We start from the raw sequence: 17,213 nt of genomic DNA on the forward strand, positions 1-17,213 counted from the left end.
TTGACCCCGCGCGCGCACGCTGCCACCGTGGCCGGAACGGGATCCCGGACGAACGGAGGCCACCGTGCACGACGACCGCGGGCTGATCGAGGCCCGACTCGAACGGGTGCTGCGCGAGCGGGTGTGGCCCGCGGTGTACACGGCTCCCCTCCCCCTGGAGGTCGCCCGCTGGGACGTGCCCGGGGAACCGGTCGACGCCGCGCGGGGGATCGGCGCGCCCTACACGCCCGCCTCGGTCGGCGACCCGTGGGGGCCCGCCTGGGGCACGACGTGGTTCCGGCTGCGCGGCCGGATCCCCGAGGCGTGGGCGGGCCGCCGCGTGGAGGCCGTCGTCAACCTCGGCTTCGACCAGGGCATGCCGGGCTTCCAGTGCGAGGGCCTGGTCCACCGCCCCGACGGGACCGTCGTCAAGGGCCTGCATCCGCGCAACGCCTGGATCCCCGTGGAGGGCGCCGCGGGCACGGTGGTGGAGTTCCACGTCGAGGCGGCCGCCAATCCCGTCATCCTCGACCACCCTCCCTTCCGGCCCACGGACCTGGGTGAGGGCCCCGGACCCGCGGACCGGCCCCTGTACCGGCTGCTGCGCGCCGACCTGGCCGTGTTCGAGACGGCCGTGTGGGAGCTGGCCATGGACCTGGACGTCCTGGGCGGGCTCATGCACACCCTGGACACCGGGGACCCGCGGCGCTGGGAACTGCTGCGTACGCTGGAGCGCGCCCTGGACGCGCTCGACCCCCAGGACGTCCCCGGAACCGCCGAACGGGCGCGCGGCGCGCTGGCTCCCGCGCTGCGCTCCCCCGCCGCGGCGAGCGCCCACCGGATCTCGGCCGTCGGGCACGCCCACATCGACTCCGCCTGGCTGTGGCCGCTGCGCGAGACCGTCCGCAAGGTCGTGCGGACCAGCGCCAACGTCATCGGTCTGATGACGGACCGGCCCGACTTCGTGTTCGCGATGAGCCAGGCCCAGCAGTGGGCCTGGCTCAAGGAGCACCGGCCCGACCTGTTCGACCGGGCGGCGCGGCTGGCCCGGGACGGACGGTTCGTCCCCGTCGGCGGGATGTGGGTGGAGTCGGACACCAACATGCCCGGGTCGGAGGCGCTGGCCCGCCAGTTCGCCTACGGCAAGCGGTTCTTCCGCGACGAGCTCGGGATCGACACCCAGGAGGTGTGGCTGCCGGACTCCTTCGGCTACTCCGCGGCCCTGCCCCAGCTGGTACGGCTGTCGGGATCGCGCTGGTTCCTCACCCAGAAGATCTCCTGGAACCAGGTCAACCCGTTCCCCCACCACACCTTCTGGTGGGAGGGCCTGGACGGCACCCGGGTCTTCACGCACTTCCCGCCGGTGGACACCTACAACGCCGAACTCACCGGGGCGGAACTGGCACACGCCTCCCGCACCTTCCGCGACAAGGGCGGGGCGACGCGGTCGCTGGTGCCGTTCGGCCACGGAGACGGAGGCGGCGGCCCCACCCGCGAGATGCTCGCCCGGGCGGCGCGCCTGGGCGATCTGGAGGGGTCGCCCCGGGTGGCGGTCGAGCACCCGGCCGCGTTCTTCGCCCGTGCGCGGGAGGAGTACCCCGACGCCCCGGTCTGGCTCGGTGAGCTGTACCTGGAACTGCACCGCGGCACCTACACCAGCCAGGCCGCCACCAAGCGGGGCAACCGGCGCTGTGAGCACCTGCTGCGCGAGGCGGAACTGTGGGCGGCCACCGCCGCGGTGCGCACGGGGGCGGCCTATCCCTACGCGCGGTTGGAGCGCGTCTGGCGCACGGTGCTGCTCCACCAGTTCCACGACATCCTGCCCGGCAGCTCCATCGCGTGGGTCCACCGCGAGGCGGCCACCGCCTACGCCGAGGCTGGCGCGGAGCTGGCCGAGATCATCGGGGCGGCGCAGGCGGCTCTGGTGGCGGGCGCCGGCGCCGAGGCCGCCGGGCCCGGCCCGGAGACGGTCCACGGCCCGGCGATCGACGGCCCGGCGGGCGACAGCCCGGCGATCGACGGCCCGGCGGGCGACAGCCCGGCGGGCGACAGCCCGGCGGGCGACAGCCCGGCGAGCGGGCGCACCGTCTTCAACGCCGCGCCGCACGAACGCGACGGGGTCCCGGCGCTGGGCGCCCGGCCCGCCGCGGCGCCGGCGCCCCCACAGGCCGCCGCGACGGCCGGCCCGGGCCCGGACGGCGGCTTCGTGCTGGACAACGGGCTGCTGACGGTCACCGTGGACGGGCGGGGCCTGGTCACCTCGGTCCTGGACCGGGTGGCCGACCGCGAGGTCCTCGCACCGGGGCGGCCGGGCAACCTCCTCCAGCTGCACCAGGACGTGCCCAACCAGTGGGACGCGTGGGACGTCGACGCGTTCTACCGCAACGCCCGCCAGGACCTCACCGGCCTGGACACCCTGGAGGTGCTCGGCCCCGGAGCGGGCGCGGCCGAGGCGGTCGCGGGCACCGCGACGGTGCGCGTGACCCGCTCCTTCGGGTCCTCCACGGTCGAGCAGCACCTCTCGCTCGGCCCGGGGGAACGGCGGCTGGACGTGTCGACGGTCGTGGACTGGCACGAGCGCGAGAAGTTCCTCAAGGCGGCCTTCCCCGTCGACGTGCGTGCGCACGAGGCCGCCTGCGAGATCCAGTTCGGCCACGTCCGCCGCCCCACGCACACCAACACCTCGTGGGACGCGGCGCGGTTCGAGGTCTGCGCGCACCGCTGGGTGCACGTCGGCGAGCCCGGCTACGGCGTGGCCCTGGTCAACGACTGCACCTACGGCCACGACGTGACGCGTGACGTGCGCGAGGACGGCGGGACGACCACGACGGTGCGGCTGTCGCTGCTGCGCGCTCCGCGCTTTCCCGACCCGGAGACCGACCAGGGCCTGCACCGGTTCCACTACGCGCTGGTGCCCGGGGCGCGGATCGAGGACGCGGTGCGCGAGGGGTACCGGATCAACCTGCCCGCGCGCGAGGTGCCGGGGGCGGGCGCCGTGGAGCCGCTGGTGCGCGTCGACGATCCGGGGGTGGTCGTGGAGTCGGTCAAGCTCGCCGACGACCGCTCCGGCGACGTCGTGGTGCGGCTGTACGAGGCGCGTGGCGGGCGCGCCCGCGTGGCCGTACGGCCGGGCTTCCCGGTGAGCGGGGCGCGCGCGGTGAACCTCCTGGAGGAGGAGTTCGACGACGCTCCCGTCCTGGACACCACGGTGGGCGGCGAGGGGTCCGGGCAGGGGGACGGCCCGATCGCCGTCACACTGCGGCCGTTCCAGATCCTCACGCTGCGTCTACGGCGCTGAGGCCCTGCGGTCACACACGGCCATGGGCCGTTGACAGAACCCACAGGGACACGGATAATCAGCCCAGCTCTGGGAGCGCTCCCAGAGCTGTCTCACGAGGGCGGCCGCACCCCCACTCCTCCGGTTGCGGCCGCCCGCCGTGGGCCGCAGCGTCGCGGCCCCCGCCCCCTGCCCCCCGCTCATGAGACGAGGACCCCCCATGACCTCTGTCGCCACGTCTTCCCCACCCCACGCCTCCACCGACCACGCGTTCGACCTCGGCCTGCTGCTCCTGCGCGCCACCTGCGGACTGACCCTGGCCGCCCACGGCACACAGAAGCTGTTCGGCTGGTTCGGCGGCAACGGCATCAGCGGCACCGGCGAGTTCTTCGCCGCCGCGGGCTACCGCCCCGGAGAGCTCATGGCCGTGGTGGCCGGGCTCAGCGAGTTCCTGGGCGGCCTCGGGCTGGCCCTGGGCCTGTTCACACCGCTGGCCGGCGCCGCGGCCATCGGCGTCATGCTCAACGCCGCCGCGTTCCACTGGAGCGACGGCTTCTTCGGCGGAATGGAGTACCCGCTGGTGCTCGCGCTCGCCGCCGCCGCCATCGCCGTGGCGGGCCCGGGGCGCTACGCCGGGGACCGGCTCCTGCCCGTGCTGCACCGGCACCACCTGTACTACGGCCTGGCCGCCGTCGTCCTGGGCGCCGGGACCTCCGGCATCGTGCTCCTCCTGCGCGCCTGACCCCCGCCGGGACCGGTCTCCCCTCCCGGGGCGGCCGGTCCCCCGGTCCCGTCCCTGAACACCGACCCCGCCCGGGGGGCGCTACGCTGCTTCCCGAAGGAAAGCGACTTCCCTGGAGGTAGGACCGTGGCCCAGCCCCTGCGCGACCCGACTCCGCCCGCCCAGGCCTGTCCCATCGCCCCCGTGGTGGACATCGTCTTCAGCCGGTGGACCACCCCGACCCTGTGGACGCTCAACGAGTACGGGCGGCTGCGCTTCGTGGAGCTCCAGCGCAGGATCGGAGCCATCTCGCCCAAGGTGCTCACCCAGCGGCTGCGGCAGCTGGAGCGCGACGGGCTCGTCCGCCGTACCTACCACCCCGAGGTCCCGCCCAGGGTGGAGTACGAGATCACCGAGCTGGGCCGCAGCCTCGCCCCGCTCTTCGCGTCGCTGTCGCACTGGGCCACCGACCACCTGCCCGAGGTCGAGCGGGCCCGGCGGGAGTACGACGACGCCGCACGCCCCCGGGCCTGAGCCCGCCCGGCCGCGCCGGGGCCGGTGCCCGTCGGCGCGCGCGGGCCCGGCGCGGCCTCAGCGGGGCCGGCGCCCGTACCAGGCCACGAGCCGGTCGATGCCGGGGGCGTCGTCGGGGACCGGCACGACCGGGCCGAACGGCACCGGCGCCGTGCGCGGTTCGGCCGGGACCGCGCGATGCATGGCGGCCAGCGGCCCCGCGAGGACGGCCGGGTCCCACTCGGGGTCCTGACCGGTCGCCACGGCCAGGTCCCAGGCGTGCAGGACGAACTCGGTGGTGTGGTTCACCGCCGCCACGGCGCCCGGCACCGGGCCCCAGGGCAGGGCGATCTCGCGGCCCAGGACCGCCGGGTCCGACCACACGGTCGTGATGTCCCCCGCGGCGGCGTCCCAGGCGGCCGACCACTGTCCGTCGGCGACGTCCTCGGCGAAGTGCGGGACGCTGTGGAAATCGCCCCCGCCGCCGAGCACGGCCACGCGGCGGCCCACGGACACCAGGTGGCGGCACAGGTCGCGGACGCCGTAGTCGGGGCAGGGCGTGGCGAGGTCGGACTGGTCCGGGCGGGTCCGCGCGATCACCTCGCCCACCAGAGCGACGGCGCCCGTCAGGGCCTCGCGCGGGTCGGTGTGCGCCGGGTCGGCGGCGGTAGCGGGGTCGGTGGTGCTCTCGCTCATGGTGGTCTCGCTCTCGGGGGTTGTCATCGGAAGGCCGCGGCGTTGCGCACGGCCCAGTCGGCGAACGTGCGCGGCGCCCGGCCGAGGACCTTGTCGACGTCCGAGCTGACCAGGACCTCCTCCTCGGTCGGCGCGCCCAGGATGTCGAGGGTGCCGTCGGCGACGGGCGCGGGCATGGCGGCGAGCAGGTGCTCCCGGGCCTGCTCCCGGGTGAGTTCGACGAAGCCGACCCGGGTGCCCAGCGCCGCGCCGATCGCCACCGCCTGCTGCCGCGGGGAGACCGGTTCCGGCCCGGTCAGCACATAGGTGCGGCCCTCGTGGCGGGAGTCGCGCAGCGCGGCGGCCGCGACCCCGGCGATGTCGGCGGGGTCGACGGCCGGGAGGGCGACGTCGCCGAACGGCGCCAGGACCGTGCGCCGCTCGCGGACGGTGGCGGCGAAGCCGTAGGCATTGGTGAAGAAACCGCCCGGGCGCAGGAGCGTCCAGGCCGGGCCCGAGCCGCGCACCGCCTCCTCCAGCGCGCGCAGTCCGGCGTGGGAGAGGGCGTCGGGCCGGGTCCCCGCCGCCTGCGAGGACAGGGCGACGATCCGCCGCACACCCGCCGCCCGCGCGTGGTCGGTGACGGCGGCCGCGGCCTCCCCGCTCGCCGACAGCTCCGGTCCCAGGAGGAGGAAGAGCGCGTCGGCGCCTTCGACGACCGAGGGCAGGTCCGCGGCGCGGGACAGGTCGGCCGCCCGGTACTCCACCCCCTCGGCGGCCTCGGTGTCCGGTGGGCGGCGCGCGACCGCCCTGACCCTCGCGCCCGCCGCGGCGAGCGTCGTGACGAGGTGTCGGCCGATGTTGCCGGTCGCTCCGGTGACCACGATCATGGTCGGTTCCTCCTGGGTGTGGACGGCGCTGCGCGGTTCCCGCGGCGGCGTGGACTCGGGCCCACCCCGCCGCGGCGCGCCGAACGTAACACCGCCGCCCCAGCGGGAACCTAGGGGAAAGCGGCGCACCCCCGGGTCACCACTCGGGGGTACGCACTCCCGTTCGCGCGGGTCAGGGCCGGTTCACGGAGTTTCGGCCGCGTCAGGAACTCGTGAGGACCACGAGCTGCCGGGTCGTCCGGGTCATCGCGACGTAGCGGTCGACCGCCCCCTCGACGCCCTCGCCGAAGTCCCGCGGATCGACCAGGACGACGAGGTCGAACTCCAGTCCCTTCGCCAGTTCCGGCGTCAGCGACCGGACCCGCGGCGTCGGGCGGAAGACGGGATCGCCGATGACGCAGGCGGTCCCCTCCGCGTTCTCCGCCAGCCAGGTCTCCAGCACCGGGTCCCGGTCCGCCACCGACCCGTGCACGACGGGGACGCCGCCGTCGCGGATGGAGGTCGGCACGTTGGCGTCGGGGAGCACGGCCCGGATGACCGGCTCGGCCTGCGCCATGACCTCCGAGGGCGTGCGGTAGTTGATGCTCAGCGAGGCCACCTCGACCCGGTCGAACCCGACCCGCGCGAGCCGCTCCCGCCACGACTCGGTGAACCCGTGCCGGGCCTGGGCGCGGTCGCCGACGATGGTGAAGCTCCGGGACGGGCAGCGCAGCAGCAGCATCTGCCACTCCGCGTCGGTCAGTTCCTGGGCCTCGTCCACGACGATGTGCGCGAACGTGCCGGCGAGCGGGTCCGACTCGGCGCCGGGCAGTGCCGCCTCGTCGACCAGGCTGTCGCGCAGGTCCTGCCCGTGCAGCATCGTCACCACCCCCTCGCCGTCGTCGTCGGCGTGCAACAGGTCGTCGATGACCCCGGCCATGCGCTCGCGTTCGGCGGCGGCCGAGGCGTCGTGGCGGCGCTTGAGCTCGGACGCCTTCGGGTCGCCGAGCCGCTGCCGTGCCGCGTCCAGGAACGGCAGGTCCGCGACCGTCCACTCCTGGGCCCGCTCCTGCGGGCGCCGCAGCGCGCGGATCTCCTCGGGGTCGAGCCAGGGGGCGCACATGCGCAGGTAGGCGGGCACCGACCACAGGTCGCCGACGATGTCGGTGGGTTCGAGCAGCGGCCACGCGCGGTGCAGTGTCCGGATGAGCTCCGCGTCCCGCGACAGCGCCGCCCGGACCATGTCGGGCGTGACGTCCTCGTCGTCGATCCTGTCGGTCGCGATCTCGACCAGTTCCGCCAGGATCACCTCGCGCGCCTCGTTGTGCGGGACCACCGGGTCCACCGCGGCGAAGGCCTCGGCCCAGTCGGCGGCGGTCAGCCGGAGGTCGGCCCAGTCCGTCGAGACCGTCGTCGCCTGGGTGGGCGGGCGCTCGTAGAACCCGACGGCCGGCTCGATCGCCCGCACCAGCCGCGCGGACGACTTCAGGCGGGCGACCTCCGGATCGGTCTCCGCTTCCGCCGTGGCCCCCTCGGGGACGAGGTCGCGCGGGGTGCAGGTCCGCACGCCCTCCTCGCCCAGGCTGGGCAGGACATCGGCGACGTAGGCCAGGTACGGGTGGTGCGGACCGACGAACAGCACACCGCCCCGCCGGTGCCCGAGGCGCGGGTCGGAGTAGAGCAGGTGGGCGGTACGGTGCAGCGCCACGACGGTCTTGCCCGTGCCCGGGCCTCCGTCGACGACCAGGGCTCCGGCCGAACCCGCGCGGATGATGGCGTTCTGGTCGGCCTGGATGGTGCCGAGCACGTCGCGCATGCGGTCCGACCGGTGGGCGCCCAGGCCGGCGATGAACGCGGACTGGTCGTCGAGCGCGGCGTGCCCCCCGAACCCCTCCTCGGTGAACACCTCGTCCCAGTAGTCGCCGATCCGGCCGCGGGTCCAGCGGTACCTGCGGCGGCTCGCCAGGCCCATGGGCTCGGCGTGGGTGGCGGCGAAGAACGGCTCGGCGGCGGGCGAGCGCCAGTCGAGCAACAGGCGCCGCCCCTTGTCGTCGGTCAGGCCGAACCGGCCGATGTAGACCGGCCCGGTTCCGTCGGCGGGAACGATGTGCCCGAGGCACAGGTCCAGGCCGAAGCGGCGCAGGGCGCGCAGTCGGGCGGACAGGCGGTGGACCTCGGTGTCCCGGTCCAGGTTCTCCCGGTGGTTGCCCCGGGGCGCACGGCGCATGGCGTCGAGGCGGTCGGACAGGTCGGCGATGGACCGGTCCAGGCTCTCCCGGATGGCCGCGAAGTGGCGCTCGTCGTCGGCGACGAGCGTGGGGTCGGCCTTGGCCGACAGGTGCTCTGGGAGGGCGAACGCGGTACTGGCCTGCGGTTTCACGACGTTTCCCCCGTCATCGGTTCTGCTCACGATCGATGATTGTCCGCCATGGAGGGGGTCTTGCCACAAGCCCCGGGGTGCGCTATACGTTGAGAGTGGAAGGGAGTGGCCAAAGGCCCCCTTCCCCCTCGTCCGCTCCCGCGGACGCCCCCTCCTCGCACGACGACGGCGGGCCCCGGTGTCCTTTCCCGGAGCCCGCCGTCGACCGTTGTCGCGGCCTGGGATCAGCCCTTGACCGCTCCCGCGGTGAGTCCGCCGCGCCAGAAGCGCTGCAGCCCCACACGGCAGTGCTCTTCGAGCGAGGGCACCATACCGAAAAGCACGTCCCTCTCGTCGGACAGAGCGGCGACACTCTGTTCCCACCGGCCTTCGCGCACCGTGAGGACACGCTGCCTCATGCGGGGCGTGACGTGCTCGTACACCCGTCCCATTCCCTGCATCTTGTGTCCCAGCCTCGCCGCACGAGCGACTTCGGGAAGCTCGTCCTCGGCAAGCCAGGTCCGATGGGTGTGCCGGCCTCGTGGAAGGTGAACCCCGGCAGGATCGGCCGCCTCATCCACGTCTGTCCGCACCCGGGATCTCCGTCCCACGCAGGACGCCAATGCGACGTCCGAAAGTTCGCACGCCGGACCAGCCCTCCTTGGGAACCGGTGAACAGGTAGTCGGACTGGCAGGACTTGATCAGGTCCGTGTAGAGGGAGTCCACGAACGGTGGGAGCTGAATCGAGCGCTTTCCTGCTGGGGTCTTCGGCTTCTTTGCCATCTCGAACCTTCCGCCGGCTTCCAACAGCGGCGTGCGTGTCGGGACGGCGCGGTCGGCCTCGTCATAGTCGTGCGGTCGCAGTCCGACGAGTTCCGACCAGCCCGCCCCCGCATAGCCGTTCATCAACGCCAGCATGAATCCGGTCCGCCCGAAGGACACGTGCAGCCGCATAGCAGCCCTCAGGAACTGCACGGGCGTAGCCACCTGCCGTTCGGCCTCGTACTCTCCTGTGGTCAGGCGTACGTCGCGGGCCGGGTTGGCCGGTATTTTCCGCGCCTTGACCGCGACGGCGAGAATGTGCGAGAAGTACCCGAACACCGTCGCCACCGACGGCTCGGCCATCTTCTCGGACCCGGGGGTTCAGGAGTCGGTCGGCGGGGGCACCGCTCTGCTTCGACACGGGAAGCTACTTTCACACGGGGGTGGCTGATGGTCCGCACCATGGTGGCAAAGCCGTACGACAGTTCGGTGAACGCCGCGACCGGTGCCGACCGCTGCCGCCCCGCCACGCCGCCCCCACCCGGTGACGGGTCCTCAGCGTCAGCGGTCAGGACGCGGGTACCCGGGTGAACACCGCGACGTCGCCGCCGAAGCACACGACCAGACGCCCCTGGGAGCTGAGGGCGAGCGCGGTCACCGGGTGGGGGAAGACGATTTCGTCGCCGACCGGGTGGTCGTCGGCGAGGTCCCACACCCGAACGGTGCGGTCCTCACCGCCCGACACCACGAGCGGACGGCCGTCGACGACCGCCGCCGCCATCGCCTCGACGGAACCGGTGTGGCCGTTCAGCGGGGTCAGCACGGCCCTGCCGTCCTCGATGTCCCACACGCGCACCGCCCTGTCGCGGCCGGCCGTCACCGCGACCGTCCGGCCGTTCAGGGGCAGCGTGACGACGGCGTTCACGGCGTCGGTGTGGCCCACGTCCGCCCAGCACACCTGACGGCCGTTGCGCGCCTGCCACACGTTGGCCTCGTGCGACGCGAAGCCGCCCACGGTGACCACGAGCGGACGGCCCTGTGCGTCCTCGGCGACGGCGGCCGCGCGGACGGGATCGTAGTGCAAGGTCGTCCTGCGCTGACCGGCCCGGGCCCCGGTGTCGAGGACGTGCGCGGAGACCGCGTTGTCCCCGGTGCCGGTGATGACCAGTTGGCGGTCGCGGTCCCGTGCCACGGCGATCGTGAGCACCTCGGCGTCGTGGTCGGTCGGGTGACGCAGGAGTTCCCCGCCGGTGGCGAGGTCCCAGGCGCCGAAGTCGATGTCCGGGCTGATGACGGCGACGGGGCGCCCGTCCACCTCGGTGACCGCCATGTCGTTGAAATACCCCAGGTCGATGGGGGCGCCGACGCGTTCTCCGCTGTCGAGGTCCCACGTTCGCACGGTGCCTCCGTCCTGGGCGGCGGTGACCGCGACGGGGCGGCCGTCGAGTTCGGTGATCGCGGCCGCGACCAGACCGCCGACGTGGCCGGGGCGCGGGCTGGCCGCGGCCGGCGGGCTCGCGGACAGGTCCCAGAGGCACACGGAGCCCTTGCCCCCGGTGATCGCGACGGGGCGGCCGTCGAGCTCCGCGACCGTCGCGGCCTTGGTCTCGTCGGTGGCCAACGGGCCACCGATCAGGTCGCCGGTGGCGAGGTCCCACAGACGCACGGCGCTCCCCAGGACCTCGCCCGTGCCGTCACCGATAGCGGCCACGGCGCGCCCGTCCACCCGGGCGACGGCGATGGCCCGGGGATTGTGGAGTTCGATCGGCAGACGGCGGATCTCGGTGCGCGTGGTCAGGTCCCACACGATGGTGGTGTCTCTGGCCACGACTACGGCGACGGGCCCGTCGTCCAGCACGGTCGTGGCGATCGCCCGCACCTCACACGTGCCCGCGTCGAGGGGGGCGCCCAGCGGCTCACGGGTGGCCAGGTCCCAGACGTGCACGGCGGTTTCCTTCTGGGGGAAGGCGCCTCCCGCGACGAGGGCGGCCGGGCGGCCGTCCAGCTCCGTGACGGCGATGGCGGCGACCGGGGCCGTGTGGCCCTCCAGCGGCTCGCCGATCTGGGCGCGCTCGGCCAGGTCCCACAATCGCACCGTCCTGTCGGCGCCGCCGGTGACGGCCACGACGCGCCCCTCGACCTCGGTGACGGCCAGCGCCCACACCGTGCGGGTGTGCCCCGTCATCGGCTCGCCGATCTGGGCGCTCTCGGCCAGGTCCCACAATCGCACCGTGCTGTCGGCGGAGGCGCTGACGGCGACGGCCCGCCCTTCCAGCTCGGTGACCGCCACCGCGGTCACCCACTCGCGGTGGCCGGTCAGGGGCTCGCCGACCTGTTCTCCCGTGGCGGGGTCGAGTACCCGCAGGTTCCGGTCGTCGGCGGACACCACGACGGGACGACCGTGGAGGAATCCGGATGCCAGCTCGTCGCTTCCGCCGAGGATCGACGTGAGCGCGCGTTCGCTGAGGTCGGCCCCGGTGGACCAGTCCACCCGCCACACCGGCCGGTCCTTCCGCTCCACCGGCCGTGGCCGGTCCGGACTCTGCGGGGAGACGTCCCACAGCGACACGGTCTCGTCCCGACTCGCGGTGACGGCGACGGGGCGGCCGTCCAGCTCCGTGACGGCGACGCTGGTCACCGCGTCGGTGTGGTCGGTGAGGGCACCGCCGATCTGCGTACCCCCGGCGAGGTCCCACAGCCGCACGGTGCGGTCGTAGCCCGCGCTGACGGCGATCGGGCGGCCACCGGCCTCCGCGACGGCGATGTCGGCGGGGCCCAGGTCGTGGCCGTACAGGGGCGCGCCGACGAGGGTACGGTCGGCGAGGTCCCAGACGAGCAGTGCGTTCCCGGGCCCGCCGGTGACCGCCACCGGGCGGCCGTCCAGGACGGTCGTGGCCACGGCGTCGCTGTGGCAGTCGAGGGGCTCGCCGATCTGCGTGCCCTCGGCGAGGTCCCACAGGCGCACGGTGCCGTCCACGCTTGAGGTGACCAGCACCGCGCGCCCGTCGACCTGGGCCAGGTCCGCACCCTTTACCAGACCGGTGTGGCCGTTCAGCGGCTCCCCGACGCGCGTTTCCGCTTCCAGGTCCCACACCTGCACGGCGTCGGACGCGTGGGCGCAGCTCACCGCTACGGGGCGTCCGGCGAGCCGCGTGGTGACGATCGCCTGGGCACTGCCGTGACTGGCCATGGCGGTGCCGATCTCGGCGCCGGTGGCCAGGTCGAACCTGCGGATTCCGCCCAGCAGCTCGCCGGTGACGATGACGGGGCGCCCGTCCAGCACCGTGGTGGCCACGGCAGTCGGGTTAGCGAACGTGGGTTCGCGCAGCTCCGTGCCGGTGGCGGGGTCCCACACGCGCACGTTGTCGGCGACGAAGCTGCCGGTGACGACGACGGGACGCCCGTCCAGGACCGCGGTCACCACCGCCGCGACGTGGTCGGTGCGACCGGAGAAACGCCGGATCAGGCGGTTGTCCGGCGGCGTTCCGGTGTTCCAGTCGACGGTGGCTCCGTCCTGTCCGGGGACGACGGGCACGGCGGCCAGGTCACGTGCGAGCGCGTCGGCGCCCCAGCGCGCGGCGTCGAGGACGAGCGCCTGGGCGCGCCGCGCGGGGTCGACCCGGCGGTGGCGGTGCGCGGAGGTGCGGTAGACCGCCGCCGCCAGGCGGGCGGGGGCGCTGTCCGCGCGGGGCAGCAGCGGGAGGATCTCGTCGGGGTCGGCGTGCACCAGGCGGGTGGCGTCGGTGAGGACGTGATCGGCTGTCCGTGGGGCGTCAGAGGGGTTCATGCGGCGAAGCTACCCCCCGGCACCGACAGGGATCGGAGGAGAGCGGCGTCCGCGTCTCCAGGTACGCCCGGGGCCTGTAGCGACCAGCCGGTCATAGCCCTTCAGGTGCCCGATGTCGTCGGTGAGCACCTGGTACCAGGCGTGCCCGCCCTGACCGCGCCCGGGGCGGAGTAGGCGCGGGCGTAGACGGCGCGTGTCCGCTCGTCCATGGAGGCGGGGTCCAGGTTTTTCGGTCACGGCACGGGGCCGCGGGGGTGTCAGCCTCCGGCCGCCGTGATGGTGCCGTCGATGTTCGTGACGCGGCTGTGCTCGTCGAAGTCCACCCGCGCCTCCATCTCCGGCCCGGAAGAGAACCCCTACATCGAACGCGACGCCGACCCTGAAGTGGCGGCTGCTGTGGCCGACCCGAACCAGCGGATAGTCATCGTGTCCGCCCCGCAGCTGGCCGGGTCACCCGCGCCCTCGCCCACGCCGCGCAGCGGCGGCTCGCCGACCACGCGGTGGTTGCCTTCCACGAGGACCCCCGCAGCACAGGCCGCCCTTGCGGCCGTGACGGGCGTCGCTCAACAGCGTCATGGAAGCGCCGACGATCATGCCGTCGACCGAGAGCGGGAACAGGGCCGCCCGCCACTCCGGCTCGCCGAGGCGGGCGACGCGATCGCGCAGGTGAGAAGTCATGACCCCATGCCGTGTGAAGTAGGTCTCTTAGGCCGGAACCATACTTACTGAATGTTCATTAAGCAAGGGTTCCTATGGGAGTCTCGATACCGTGGGCGTCGGGCACCGACGGTCCCGAGTACCCCCGGGTGCGATGAACTGGAGAACAGCTGGCATGAGCGAGACGACCCCCGCAGCGGACATCCGCCCCGCCGACGACGACGGGGCCCCAGCGCCGCGCAAGCGGGTGAACCGGCGCGAGCAGATCCTGCGCACCGCCGCCGACGCCTTCGCCACGCAGGGCTTCAACAACACCTCGCTCGCCGACATCGCGGCGATGCTCGACATCACTCCGGCCGGGGTGCTGCACCACTTCGGGTCCAAGCACGCCCTGCTCACCGCGGTCCTGGAGCTGCGCGACGACACCGACCCGGCGCCCGAGGGCAGCCGGATGCTCGACCACCTGGTGGCCACCGCCCAGCGCAACGCCGAACGCCCCGGCACGACGCAGCTCTACGCGGTGCTGTCGGCGGAGAGCGCCACCGACAGCCATCCGGCCCAGGCGTGGTTCCGGGAACGGTTCACGGTGCTGCGCCAGGAGATCGGGGACGCCGTGCTCGACCGCCTCGACCCTCGGGCGCGCGCGGCGGCCTCCGCCCCCGGCCCCGACGGCCGCACCCGGGCCGACGAGGCCGCCGCGGCGATCATCGCGGTGATGGACGGCCTACAGGTCCAGTGGCTGCTGGACCCGGAGGCCGTGGACATGGCCGCGGTGACCGAGACGGTGATAGACGCCCTGGTGGCCCGCCTGTCCGACCAGGACTGAGGGCACAGGCGACGGGTGCCAGGAGCACTGGGCTCCCGGCACCCCTGCTCGTGCGCGGGTCAGTCGCGGTCCGCGGACACCGCACGGGCGCCCGCGCCTTCGCCGGCCGGCTCCGGCGCGGCCGTGCCGGACCGCCGGACGGCGAAGACCGCGGCGGCGCCCAGCACGCCGATCACCGCGAAGGCGTAGAAGCCCCACGGGTAGGCCAGGCCCGCGGTGAGCAGCAGGCCGCCGAGGATGGGCCCGGTGATCGCGCCGAGGCGGCCGACACCGGCGGCCCAACCGAGCGCGGTGGCCCGGTTGGCGGGCGCGAAGACCCGCCCGATGTAGGCGTAGACGAGCACCTGGGAACTGAACACGAAGCAGCCCGCCAGCAGCACGGCGACGTAGGCGCCCGCGCCCGGCAGCTTGACGCTGAGCGCCGCCAGCATCAGCGCCGAGACGGCGAACCAGCCCAGCGCGGCCGGACGCGGACCGAAACGGTCGGCCACCCGGCCAGCGACGACCAGGCCGAGGACGGCGCCGACGTTGAGGGCGAGCAACAGGCCCAGCGCCGCGTCGAGCTCGTAGCCGGCGGCGCGCATGATCTCCGGGAGCCAGGTGTTGAGCCCGTAGACCAGGAGCAGGCCCAGGAACGAGGCGACCCAGAACGCGATCGTGGACCGGGCCATGCCGCCCTGGAAGAGCGACCGCACCGACTGGATCCCCTGGCCCACGGCGGGCCGGCCCGTCGGCTTCTCGGACAGGTCCTGCGACTCCGGCAGGCGCGCGACCATCAGGGGCACCAGGACCAGGGCGGGCAGGGCGCCGATGACGAACATGGCGCGCCAGCCCAGGGAGGGCAGGACGAGGATCCCGAGCAGGGCGGTCAGGACGGCGCCCACGTGGTAGCCGGTCATGATCGTCGTCGTGGCACTGCCGCCGCGGCCGCCGCGGGCGTACTCGGTGACCAGGGCGATCGCGGTGGGCAGGCAGCCGCCCAGGCCGACGCCGGCGAGGAAGCGCAGCAGGCCGAAGACGAACAGCGACGGGGCCAGCGCGCACAGGGCGGTGAAGAGCGAGAAGCTCGCGACGGCCACGATCATCACCTTGCGGCGGCCGATCACGTCGGTGACCGTGCCGATGAACAGGGCGCCGATCGCCATCCCGGCCAGACCGGCCGTCGAGACCGCCGAGGCGCTGTTCGGTGTGATGCCCCACTGCGCCTGGTCGAGCAGGGTGGGCAGCGTGGTGCCGAGCACCACCATGTCGAAGCCGTCGAGCAGCACGGCGATCCAGCACAGGGGCATGACCCACCCGGTGTGGCGCACGGTTCGGTCCACGGAGCGCCTCCTCCAGTTCTCCTGACACGCGGGAACACCCGAAGAGGATGTTCAGGCATGAACGTGATGTAGAGCCACAAACGAAATGATCTGCGACACAGCACGACATAGTGCCATGCGTTCGCTATACACACAACTGTTCATATAGCGAACACTTGAGGCACGACGATGCCCGCGGCCGCGACCGCGGGCATCGTCGGAGTCGGGTCGTGGGAGTCGGGCGCGTGGATCAGTCGTCGATCGGCCAGCCCGTGTACGCCTCGGCCAGGTAGGCCGCGCCCGCCCGGCTGCTCGTGACCATGTCGAGCTCGCCGAGCTGGCGCTGGACGTCGAAGGGCGTGGCCTCCGGCGGCGTGTGCAGCATCGAGGTCATCCACCACGAGAAGTGCTGGGCCCGCCACACCCGGCGCAGGGCCGTGGGCCCGTAGGAGTCCAGGTGCCGCTCCTCCCCCGAGGCCAGGAACTCCCCCAGCACGCGGGCCATCACGATGACGTCGGCCACCGCCAGGTTCAGGCCCTTGGCCCCGGTGGGCGGCACCGTGTGCGCCGCGTCCCCGGCCAGCAGCAGCCGGCCGAAGCGCATCGGGTCGCACACGTAGCTGCGCATCGGGATCACACCGCGCTGGAAGATGGACCCCTCCTTCAGCGCGAAGCCGTCGCCGGCCACCCGCGCCTGGAGCTCGTCCCAGATCCGGGCGTCGCTCCAGGTCGAGGCGTCCTCGTCCGGGGCGCACTGGAAGTACATCCGCTGCACCTCGGGTGTCCGGGTGCTGATCAGCGCGAACCCGCGGTCGGAGTGGGCGTAGACCAGCTCGGGCGAGGAAGGCGGCGCCTCGGCCAGGATCCCGAACCAGCCGAAGGGGTAGGTGCGGAAGTGGTCCACGCGCCGGTCCTCGGGCAGGGCCGCGCGGCTCACGCCGGCCGACCCGTCGCAGCCCGCCACCACGTCGCAGCGCAGTTGCACCCGCCGCCCCTCGGCGTCGGTGAAGTGGACCGCCGGGCTGTCGGTCTCCACACCGCTGGGCACCACGTCGCTCACCCCGAAACGGATGTCGGCGCCGCGGGCCAGGCGGGTGGCGATCAGGTCCTTGAGGACCTCGTGCTGCGGGTAGAGCCAGACCGAGCGGCCCACCAGTCCCGCGAAGTCGATCCGGTGGCCCCGGCCGCCGAAGCGGAACTCGACTCCGTCGTGCCTGACGCCCTCGGTCAGCACGCGGGTGTCCACCCCGGTCCCCGTCAGCAGGTCCACGGTGCCCTGTTCGAGGACACCGGCGCGGATGGTGCTCTCGATCGCCTCGCGGCCGCGCGTCTCCACGACGACCGAGTCGATGCCGCGTGCGGCCAGCAGGTGGGACAGGGTCAGGCCGGCGGGACCGGCCCCGATGATGGCCACCTGGGTACGGGTTGTGAGTGCGTTCATGCCCCCACTGAATCGGTGGGGCAGGTCACAGACCAGCGGGACGTT

General features: G+C 73.7%; 13 protein-coding genes. 4 read left to right on the plus strand and 9 right to left on the minus strand.

The features are described 5' to 3' along the window. Window positions 1-64 precede the first annotated feature (64 nt). From DFP74_RS24345 to DFP74_RS24355, 3 genes are all read left to right on the plus strand, one after another. A complete protein-coding gene (locus DFP74_RS24345; protein WP_121185074.1) occupies window positions 65-3,277 on the plus strand; it encodes a glycoside hydrolase family 38 C-terminal domain-containing protein in 3,213 nt (1,070 codons plus the stop codon). A gap of 199 nt (window positions 3,278-3,476) precedes the next feature. Next, entirely contained in the window at window positions 3,477-3,998 is a 522-nt protein-coding gene (locus tag DFP74_RS24350) for a DoxX family protein (RefSeq protein WP_121185076.1), read from the plus strand. A 126-nt stretch (window positions 3,999-4,124) separates the two neighbouring features. Then, the gene (locus tag DFP74_RS24355) at window positions 4,125-4,511 is read left to right on the plus strand and encodes a helix-turn-helix domain-containing protein (protein WP_233571141.1); all 387 of its coding nucleotides are present in this window, start codon (window positions 4,125-4,127) and stop codon (window positions 4,509-4,511) included. Window positions 4,512-4,568: 57 nt separating this feature from the next. On the opposite strand, the gene DFP74_RS24360 is transcribed toward DFP74_RS24355, so the two are convergent. From DFP74_RS24360 to DFP74_RS35070, 7 genes are all read right to left on the minus strand, one after another. Continuing rightward, window positions 4,569-5,186, minus strand: coding sequence for a TIGR03086 family metal-binding protein (locus DFP74_RS24360; RefSeq protein WP_121185078.1), 618 nt, complete (start codon window positions 5,184-5,186; stop codon window positions 4,569-4,571). 23 nt (window positions 5,187-5,209) lie between these two features. Next, window positions 5,210-6,055 carry an NAD(P)H-binding protein gene (locus tag DFP74_RS24365; protein WP_121185080.1) on the minus strand — a complete coding sequence of 282 codons (846 nt, stop codon included), beginning with the start codon at window positions 6,053-6,055 and terminating at the stop codon, window positions 5,210-5,212. A gap of 202 nt (window positions 6,056-6,257) precedes the next feature. After that, entirely contained in the window at window positions 6,258-8,444 is a 2,187-nt protein-coding gene (helR, locus tag DFP74_RS24370) for an RNA polymerase recycling motor ATPase HelR (protein WP_370013425.1), read from the minus strand. A gap of 194 nt (window positions 8,445-8,638) precedes the next feature. After that, window positions 8,639-8,812: a hypothetical protein gene (locus DFP74_RS34660; protein WP_233571142.1), complete on the minus strand. Its 174-nt coding sequence runs from the start codon at window positions 8,810-8,812 to the stop codon at window positions 8,639-8,641. Further along, window positions 8,809-9,519, minus strand: a complete 711-nt coding sequence (locus tag DFP74_RS34665; RefSeq protein WP_233571143.1) for a hypothetical protein — start codon at window positions 9,517-9,519, stop codon at window positions 8,809-8,811. The genes DFP74_RS34660 and DFP74_RS34665 overlap by 4 nt, the downstream gene beginning before the upstream one ends. A gap of 205 nt (window positions 9,520-9,724) precedes the next feature. Beyond that, entirely contained in the window at window positions 9,725-12,943 is a 3,219-nt protein-coding gene (locus DFP74_RS24380) for a WD40 repeat domain-containing protein (RefSeq protein ID WP_158613047.1), read from the minus strand. A gap of 450 nt (window positions 12,944-13,393) precedes the next feature. Continuing rightward, window positions 13,394-13,621 carry a DUF2637 domain-containing protein gene (locus DFP74_RS35070; protein WP_305037066.1) on the minus strand — a complete coding sequence of 76 codons (228 nt, stop codon included), beginning with the start codon at window positions 13,619-13,621 and terminating at the stop codon, window positions 13,394-13,396. A gap of 154 nt (window positions 13,622-13,775) precedes the next feature. Between DFP74_RS35070 and DFP74_RS24395 the strand changes: the two genes are divergently transcribed. Next, on the plus strand, window positions 13,776-14,426 hold the full coding sequence (locus DFP74_RS24395; RefSeq protein WP_121185088.1) for a TetR/AcrR family transcriptional regulator: 651 nt from the start codon (window positions 13,776-13,778) through the stop codon (window positions 14,424-14,426). Between the two features lie 59 nt (window positions 14,427-14,485). Here DFP74_RS24395 and DFP74_RS24400 read toward each other — a convergent pair whose 3' ends face one another. Together DFP74_RS24400 and DFP74_RS24405 are read right to left on the minus strand one after the other, a co-directional pair. Continuing rightward, window positions 14,486-15,748: an aromatic acid/H+ symport family MFS transporter gene (locus DFP74_RS24400; protein ID WP_199725772.1), complete on the minus strand. Its 1,263-nt coding sequence runs from the start codon at window positions 15,746-15,748 to the stop codon at window positions 14,486-14,488. Window positions 15,749-15,977: 229 nt separating this feature from the next. Further along, window positions 15,978-17,168, minus strand: coding sequence for a 4-hydroxybenzoate 3-monooxygenase (locus DFP74_RS24405; RefSeq protein WP_121185090.1), 1,191 nt, complete (start codon window positions 17,166-17,168; stop codon window positions 15,978-15,980). Window positions 17,169-17,213: the final 45 nt, after the last annotated feature.

It is taken from the genome of Nocardiopsis sp. Huas11, from assembly GCF_003634495.1.
Classification (GTDB): Bacteria; Actinomycetota; Actinomycetes; order Streptosporangiales; family Streptosporangiaceae; genus Nocardiopsis.

Bases quoted from the DNA above. Each gene is read 5' to 3' on its own strand.
- DFP74_RS24350 (WP_121185076.1), top strand. From the start codon at position 3,477: ATGACCTCTGTCGCCACGTCTTCCCCACCCCACGCCTCCACCGACCAC.
- DFP74_RS24360 (WP_121185078.1), bottom strand. From the start codon at position 5,186: ATGAGCGAGAGCACCACCGACCCCGCTACCGCCGCCGACCCGGCGCAC.
- DFP74_RS24365 (WP_121185080.1), bottom strand. From the start codon at position 6,055: ATGATCGTGGTCACCGGAGCGACCGGCAACATCGGCCGACACCTCGTC.
- DFP74_RS34660 (WP_233571142.1), bottom strand. From the start codon at position 8,812: ATGAGGCAGCGTGTCCTCACGGTGCGCGAAGGCCGGTGGGAACAGAGT.
- DFP74_RS34665 (WP_233571143.1), bottom strand. From the start codon at position 9,519: ATGGCCGAGCCGTCGGTGGCGACGGTGTTCGGGTACTTCTCGCACATT.
- DFP74_RS24380 (WP_158613047.1), bottom strand. From the start codon at position 12,943: ATGAACCCCTCTGACGCCCCACGGACAGCCGATCACGTCCTCACCGAC.
- DFP74_RS35070 (WP_305037066.1), bottom strand. From the start codon at position 13,621: ATGACTTCTCACCTGCGCGATCGCGTCGCCCGCCTCGGCGAGCCGGAG.
- DFP74_RS24395 (WP_121185088.1), top strand. From the start codon at position 13,776: ATGAGCGAGACGACCCCCGCAGCGGACATCCGCCCCGCCGACGACGAC.
- DFP74_RS24405 (WP_121185090.1), bottom strand. From the start codon at position 17,168: ATGAACGCACTCACAACCCGTACCCAGGTGGCCATCATCGGGGCCGGT.